This window comes from Nitrospirota bacterium, assembly GCA_040756155.1.
Classification (GTDB): Bacteria; Nitrospirota; Thermodesulfovibrionia; order JACRGW01; family JBFLZU01; genus JBFLZU01.
In genome coordinates this window covers 1-7,779 of sequence record JBFLZU010000024.1, presented here as the reverse complement: position 1 = coordinate 7,779, position 7,779 = coordinate 1, and the positions used below count along the sequence as shown (strand labels likewise).

Genomic DNA, 7,779 nt, shown 5'->3' with positions numbered 1-7,779 from the left:
ACGCAGCATTGTGCATCGGTGGTGAGAAGGTATGTTCGATTGGATAACCGAATATTCCTACAATCTTCGTTTTACCTGTTATTTGCATGTTAATAATACAAACGCATTAAATAAATTGACATTTTCATGTCCTTCCTGTGACTGCATTTATCAGACCACGGGCATCAGCGTTTATCTTTTTTACCTCAATGCCAAGTTCCTTTTCAAGATCGCTTAGAGTAATATCGTCAAGAAATATGTCAGTGTCATCCTTCAATGTTACTGATGGAACGAGAAGCACATCTCCAAGAGGTGTATCTTTAAGAGCCATTAATAGATCACTTCCTGTAATAAGACCTGTAACCGTTACAGTATCTCCAAAGAAATTATTCTTAATGGTAAAGAGTTTGATCTTTATTCCATACTGTTCTCTGAGCCTATTGATTGCTCTTGTAAGATAGGGTGTGAAGGCTATACCAGTAAATGTGACATACTCTTTGCGTTTGCTGTATCTTTTAGGGAAATTCAATAATGCAGTCCTCATCTCTGATTGAAACAGTTGACCCATGCCTACACCATTTTGAAGTTGTGGCAACTCACCATACTCCTTGAGTGGTGGAAATTCAATGCCTGCTTTTATATATAATTCATCAGATGGATATACGATATTGTCGCCATATTTTCTTTTATACCGCTTCCTGAAGTGTTGTAGCAAACCTATTATTTTCCGTGCCTCTGCATCAGTTAATGCCCTCAATACATCAGACCTTCTATATTTTGTCAGACCAAGGGGCACAACTGCTATTGATGATACATAAGGATAAAATTTTGCAAGGTCTTCGACTGTTTTAATTAATACATTTTCGTCATTTATTCCAGGACAGACGACTATCTGACAGTGCATCTTTATCTTATTTGATGAGAAATACCTGATTTCCTTTATTATAGAGTATATTTTCCTGTTCCCGAGCATAAATCGTCTTATCTCTAGGTCAGTTGAGTGGACAGATATATAAAGTGGACTGAGTCTCTGCTCTACGATTCTTTTCTTGTCAGAGTCTGAAAGATTTGTAAGTGTTATGTAGTTACCGTGTAAAAATGAAAGTCTGTAGTCTTCATCTTTTATGTAGAGATTTTTCCTCATGCCATATGGTAACTGTGAGACAAAACAGAATATACATTTATTTCTGCATAACTTTATATTAAATGGTTTGAGTTCAATACCGATATCCTCATCTAAATTTTTTTCGATTCTTATCTCATGCATCTCACCTGAGGATTTAAGGATCTTTAGTTTTAATATCTCATCAGAACAATAGAATCTGTAATCAATGGCATCCCTTACCCTTTTTCCGTTGATTGATATTAAAATATCTCCTTGCTGTATATTGACCTTAGAAGCAATGCTCGAAGGATGTACGTGGGTAATTTCAGTTCCAGTCATGACACAATTAGTATTTAAGGATTCAAGGGTTATATAAAATTAAAATTCAAATTGCAAAATGCAAAATTATGGAATTCCTTAATTTTGATTTTTGATTTTTGCATTTTAAATTTTCACTTGACCCCTTAGCCCCTTGAATCCTTAGAATCATCTCCTTGGAATAGGAACCGTTCCAAAGATATACTTCAGGTCTTCATCTTCAAACCTAAATCCACCACCGACAAAGGCGCTTCTGCGTTTTGAATTGAGTATGTTGTCAACACCAGCATTAAGAAATACATACTTAAAGAGTGAGTAACTCGCTGTGGTCTTCAGATGCACCTTATTTGCATTCTTCTCATCGGCATTGAAGTCCCATGCCTCAACACTCAATCTTATCTTGTCATCAAGTAGATAGTGGTCTCCAGCGACACCGAATGTATTTTCCATCAGTCCAAATCTTACCGCTGTATCCTTGTATCTCTTGGACATCTGGAGACTGAATTTAGCCTTTGTTTCATACTTTGTCTCTTTCGTTGTTGTCGAGTTAATTCTTGTCTCTGTAACCTTTTCCGTGCCATAAGGGTCGCTGACAACTTCAAAGAGGTAATACTTATCATCCTTTGGCTGTAATGTAAGAGAAAAATAGCTTTTTGTTTTTCCATCTCTTTCAAGTATTTCTGAACGAGCACCGAGGAAGAACTTAAGCCTTTCCATCCGCTCCACCTGATCCCCAAAGCCCTTGGCAGCTTTATTTATAGATTCATAAAGCCTGTCATCAGTTACCATCTTTCCGAGGGTTCCTTCACCACTTTCGATCTTTTGTGCTACCCTATCAATAGAGTCAAGTGCACTCTGTGCCTTCTGTGCAGCCACCTTTATGTTTTCAAGACTCTCTTTGAAATTACCCCTGTTTTCTTCCAATATTCCTCTTATATCATCTGTCGCAGCCTTTATGTTATCAACAACCTGAGGACCCTTTGACTTTAGAGAATAGGAAAAGTCTGCAATATTCTCAGAGACCTTATCAAGATTTGCCATTATCCTATTGAACCGTTCATCATTTTTTGCAATAATCCTCCTGAGATTATCTGTCATATCCCTGAGATTATTTATGGTTTCCTTTAGAGCCCTTTTCCCTTCTTCGCTTCCTACTACATCGTGAACTGACCGTGTCAGTCTTCCTATGTCATCTGCTGTGCTGCTCAGTGTGGTGAGAAGTCTATCAATATCCGCCACTTCCTCGACATTGGTTATGGTGTCTCCCTCTTTCAAATATACCTGTTCGGATTTGCTTGGAGTAATCTCAAGGTATTTCTCTCCCATAAGACCTGTAGATTTTATAGAAGCCTTTGAATCTCTTCTGATCTTTATGTGAGGTTCAATAAGGAGTGTAACCCTTGCTTTACCGTTGACAAGTTCTAATTTCTCAACATGACCTATATCCACACCTGCCATCTTTACCCTCGATTTAATATCCAGTCCTGCTATAGAGTCAAAAACCACATATATCCTGTAACCCTTTGGCTTGCCAATACGGAATCCTCCAACGGTGAAGGTCATGTATGCTAAAACAAGGATAACGATTACAACGAATATTCCGACCTTTGTCTCTGTCGAAAGCCTCTGCTTATCCATAACTAACTCCTGTTAATAAATCCCTGTGATGTTTCATCTGGGCATCGGTTATTGGACCGACTGCACTTCCTGTTATAAACTGCCTGACGATTGGATTTGAGGTATTTTTTATCTCCTCAGGTGTTCCAACCTCTATAATTTTACCATTATACAGCATCGCTATACGGTCTGCAATCTTGTAAGCACTCACCATATCATGTGTGATAGAGATAGAGGTCACATTTAGTTTCTTTTTCATATCTATGATGAGCCCATTTATCGCATCCGCCATTATAGGATCGAGCCCTGTTGTTGGCTCGTCGTAAAGAAGTATCTCAGGTTCCATTGCAATTGCTCTCGCAAGACCAACCCTCTTTTTCATGCCTCCCGATAGTTCTGAGGGCATAAGGTTTTCCACACCAACAAGCCCTACCATCTCCAATTTCTCTGTGGCAATGTGCCTTATTTCTTTAGCGGTCAATTTCTTATGCTGTTTTAAGCCAAAACCGACATTCTCCCAGACACTGAAAGAATCAAAAAGGGCAGAACCCTGAAATAACATACCAAACTTCTTTCTTATTTCATTAAGCTCCTTCTCACCAAGACCCGCTATATCTACATTATCTATTAATATCTTACCACTGTCAGGTTTAAGAAGTCCAATGATGTGTTTTATAAGCACACTCTTACCTGACCCACTTCCTCCGATGACAACCATACTTTCACCACAGTTCACCGTGAGGTTTACACCCTGAAGAACATGATTGTTACCGAATGATTTATAAAGGTCTACAACCTGAATCATCTTTACCCCGTTAGAAAGCCCCGCCATTTATCCCGTTTAGAGACAAATCTCTAACGGGATTTATGGCAGAGATGATATTTACCCCGTTAGAAAATCATTTTCTAACTGGGTTTACTCTCCGAACAACCATGCTGTAAGAAAATAATCAGAGATCAGGATAGTCATAGAGGAGATAACCACTGCACCTGTAGTTGCTTTCCCCACACCTTCTGCGCCCCCTTCTGCAGTAAATCCCTTATAACAACTTATTAAAGCAATTGCCATGCCAAAGAAACATGCCTTTATAAGACCGTTGTATATATCGCTGAGCTCAAGATAATCAATTGTCCTTTTTACATATGTCGTAGGGTTTGTTCCAAGTAATACAACTCCTACAAAATATCCACCTATTATCCCTACCATATCTGCGAGGACCGTCAGAGATGGGAGCATAAATAGTCCCGCAAGGAATCGAGGGACAATCAGATGTTTTGTTGGGTTTGCAGCCATGGTGGCGAGTGCATCTATTTGTTCGGTAACCTTCATTGTGCCGAGCTCGGCTGCCATAGCTGCACCAGCACGACCTGCAACAATGAGGCTTGTAAGCACAGGTCCGAGTTCCCTTGTCATTGAGAGTGCCACAACAGAACCCATGAGCCCTTCTGCCCCGAATCTCTTAAATCCTGTATAGCTTTGAAGTGCAAGAACCATGCCTGTAAAGGTTGCGGTGATAAGAACTACAGGGAGCGAACTTACACCAACTTCCTGCATCTGTTTAAGGATATTTTTCAGGTTTAAGGGGGGGCGAAACATCCATAAGATTGTCTCGCAGAGAAGGAGCATTACCCTGCCAATCTCGTCTATAACGCCTTTTGTATGAGAACCGAGAAACCTTAGAATCTAACTCACCCCCTACTGAAAGAGCTGAAGCTCTGAAGTGCTGAAGTTACACTAAGGAAAATTTTTTATTCTTTTTACTTCAGCCTTTAGCATTCAGCTCTTTTGATGCCTTTATGTCGGGATTTTGGGCATTTATATATATCCGAGGGACTCTGTAACTTATTGAGCAGAGGACCTCGTAAGAGATTGTTCCTGTTCTCAGTGCTATATCATCAGCAGTTATCTGTTCGTTTCCCTGTTTTCCGATGAGGACAACCTCGTCTCCTTCACTCACGCCATCAATATCAGTCACATCAGCCATAAAAATATCCATGCAGATTCTTCCGGCTACAGGTGCCCTTTTCCCTCTTATTAAGACTTCACCGTTATTTGAAAGTAGCCTGCTGTATCCATCTGCATATCCGAGAGGTATACCTGCAATCAGGCTTTCTCTTCTTGTAATGAAAGTTCTTCCATAACTAATGCTTGTTCCTGCGGGGACACGTTTCAGGGAGATTACTTTGCTTTTGAGTGAAAGAACAGGTTTAAGGTCTACCCTTCTTCTGACCTCATTTGATGGGAAATATCCATAAAGCATGATGCCAGGTCTTACCATATCGAAGAGTGCAGGCTCATAATCTATTATAGCGGCACTGTTTGCTGCATGATGTAGTGGGATGTCTATGCCATATTTTGAAAGTTTATCTACTACCTCTCTGAATAGTTTGACCTGGAGATTTGCGTATTCCTTGTCTGCAAGGTCGGCATCAGCGAAATGTGTTAAGATCCCTTCGATATTTATTGAGTTAAACCCACTAATTTTTAAGATAGCATCCACAGCATCATCTACCCTGAATCCCAACCTCCCCATTCCTGTGTCAACCTTTACATGGATATTTGTCTTTCTTCCAAGTCTATCGGATATTTCAGAGATATATCTTGCAGAATCGAGGTTATATACTACAGGGGTTAGGTTATGGTGTATTGCTGATTCTACCTCATCATGATTTAGCCCGGTCAATACAATGATGGGTTTTGATATCCCTCCCTCCCTGAGTTCTATACCTTCTTCAAAGATGGCTACACCAAACGCCTCCACTCTCTCTAATTCAAGTCTCTTTGCTACAGGGACTGCTCCGTGACCATACGCAGATGCCTTCACTACAGCGAGTATCCCTCTGTTGCCGATCATCCTCCTGACTTCTGCAAGATTGTGTGATAGTGCCTCAAGGTTTATCTCAGCACATGTAGGACGCAAAGCCAAAACCCTTATGTGTGTTTTACCTCTTCCTTCTTTTCTGATGCTTCTTCTTTTTTAGGTGTGACATCTATCTCTGGTGGTTCACTTGTTGCCCTTTTGAAGTTGCTTATAGCCTTGCCTAAGCCTTTTCCTATCTCAGGGAGTTTGCTTGCCCCGAAGATAACCAATACTATCACCAGAATTATTAGAAGCTCAGGTAGTCCAATACCTCCAATCATATCTTCCTCCTCCTTTACATCGTCATTGCGAGAGCCGATTTATCGGCTCGTGGCAATCTCAACGAGTTCCCTCCCCTTCGCTTTACTCAGGGCTTCGGCTCACTCGCTCGGGACCGCTACGCTCCTCGCAATGACACTTTACTTAATGAGTTTGCACTGAGTACCATTTTAAGGTCGTCCGGCGTATTAAGGTTTACAAATGACCTCTTTGACCGATCAAACCTTTCAATTTCATCTTCTTCTATAAACCTGACATTACATCTGTCGAGAAATTCGGTGAGGCTCCTCTGCCTCGGACTCTGACTAACAAGAAGGCTCTGCTCCATTGCATGAAGGCATTCTCTGGAATATATCGCATGGAGAGGTTCTACCACCTTGCCGATTCTTGGAACTACTGCATCATAATTACCTCTATTAGCAACCATATATGAGACTAACTCTTTATTTATGAAAGGCATATCGCATGCAACAACAAAACAGAAATTCTCTCTTGCATTCAATAATCCTGAGAATATACCTGTAAGAGGACCCCTCAGATTAAAAAGGTCTCCAACAAGTTTTACCCTGTATTTAATAAAAAGCTCAGGGGTATTGGTTACTATGATGACCTCCTCGAATAATTCATTGAATATGCGAAGTGTCCTTTCAATAATAATTTCGCCATCGACCTCTAAAAATGCCTTGTTGGTAGGCATCCTCCTGTTTTCTCCACCCGCGAGGATAATTCCTGTAAACCCCCACATCTTTACAGGTGTGGCTTTCCCTGATACTCGCTTTGCGAGAAATTCAGACCATCCATCTCCACCTTTATAGATTGGGCTTTCTGGTGTGAGGGTAAACCTTTGCATGGCTTAGCATATCAGAATGTAAATTTATTTGTCAATTAATTCTATGGTGTTTCGTAAAATCTTGACTTGTTTATCTATAGCCTTTAGTATATAAATACCTTGCCGGCGTGGTGGAACTGGTAGACGCACCGGACTCAAAATCCGGCGGGGTTCGCCCCATGTCGGTTCGATTCCGACCGCCGGCACCAGAAAACTAAAAGGAGAGAATATCATGAAGAGAGATTATGACATTAATGAACTTTCTAAGGAAGAATCCTGGAGGATGTTTAGAATAATAGGCGAGTTTGTGGAGGGTTTTGATGCCCTTTCGAAGGTTACACCTGCAGTAACGATATTCGGCAGTTCAAGGGTTGTAGAAGGTGATACTGTGTATGATGCAGCAAGGAAGATAGCAAGAGACCTTGCCTGTAAAGGTTTTACAATCATAAGCGGAGGTGGCCCTGGTGTTATGGAGGCAGCAAGCAGGGGGGCATCGGAGGCAGGAGGAAAATCGGTGGGACTGAACATAGCTCTTTCAATGGAACAGGTTCCAAACCCATACAACTCGATTACACTAAATTTTCATTACTTTTTTGTCAGAAAGGTGATGCTTGTTAAGTATGCAACAGCATTTGTCCTCTTACCTGGTGGATACGGCACACTCGATGAGTTCTTCGAGACCATAACGCTTATTCAAACTAAGAAGATAAAGCCGTTTCCTGTGATACTTGTTGGTAAGTCATACTGGCGAGAACTTGTAGACTGGATGAAAACACAGACCGTCGATAATA

General features: G+C 40.9%; 9 protein-coding genes and 1 tRNA gene. 2 read left to right on the top strand and 8 right to left on the bottom strand.

Annotated elements, in window-relative coordinates:
- The 8 genes from aroE to AB1488_01890 form a co-directional block, all read right to left on the bottom strand.
- A partial coding sequence (aroE, locus tag AB1488_01925) for a shikimate dehydrogenase (protein MEW6408856.1) occupies positions 1–88 on the bottom strand: 88 nt, incomplete at its 3' end.
- A gap of 36 nt (positions 89–124) precedes the next feature.
- Positions 125–1,423, bottom strand: a complete 1,299-nt coding sequence (locus AB1488_01920) for a DUF512 domain-containing protein (GenBank protein ID MEW6408855.1) — start codon at positions 1,421–1,423, stop codon at positions 125–127.
- Between the two features lie 147 nt (positions 1,424–1,570).
- Positions 1,571–3,040, bottom strand: a complete 1,470-nt coding sequence (locus AB1488_01915) for an MlaD family protein (GenBank protein MEW6408854.1) — start codon at positions 3,038–3,040, stop codon at positions 1,571–1,573.
- The gene (locus AB1488_01910) at positions 3,033–3,824 is read right to left on the bottom strand and encodes an ABC transporter ATP-binding protein (GenBank protein ID MEW6408853.1); all 792 of its coding nucleotides are present in this window, start codon (positions 3,822–3,824) and stop codon (positions 3,033–3,035) included. The genes AB1488_01915 and AB1488_01910 overlap by 8 nt, the downstream gene beginning before the upstream one ends.
- Positions 3,825–3,935: 111 nt before the next feature.
- On the bottom strand, positions 3,936–4,658 hold the full coding sequence (locus tag AB1488_01905; protein ID MEW6408852.1) for an ABC transporter permease: 723 nt from the start codon (positions 4,656–4,658) through the stop codon (positions 3,936–3,938).
- Positions 4,659–4,782: 124 nt separating this feature from the next.
- Positions 4,783–5,940, bottom strand: a complete 1,158-nt coding sequence (gene alr, locus AB1488_01900) for an alanine racemase (GenBank protein MEW6408851.1) — start codon at positions 5,938–5,940, stop codon at positions 4,783–4,785.
- Between the two features lie 11 nt (positions 5,941–5,951).
- A complete protein-coding gene (locus AB1488_01895) occupies positions 5,952–6,161 on the bottom strand; it encodes a twin-arginine translocase TatA/TatE family subunit (protein MEW6408850.1) in 210 nt (69 codons plus the stop codon).
- A 116-nt stretch (positions 6,162–6,277) separates the two neighbouring features.
- On the bottom strand, positions 6,278–7,009 hold the full coding sequence (locus AB1488_01890; GenBank protein MEW6408849.1) for a molybdenum cofactor guanylyltransferase: 732 nt from the start codon (positions 7,007–7,009) through the stop codon (positions 6,278–6,280).
- A gap of 101 nt (positions 7,010–7,110) precedes the next feature.
- On the opposite strand from AB1488_01890, the gene AB1488_01885 reads away from it, so the two are divergent.
- Both AB1488_01885 and AB1488_01880 read left to right on the top strand, forming a co-directional pair.
- A tRNA-Leu gene (locus AB1488_01885) sits at positions 7,111–7,197 on the top strand.
- A gap of 23 nt (positions 7,198–7,220) precedes the next feature.
- Positions 7,221–7,779: TIGR00730 family Rossman fold protein (locus AB1488_01880; GenBank protein ID MEW6408848.1), on the top strand; the 559-nt coding region annotated here is incomplete at its 3' end.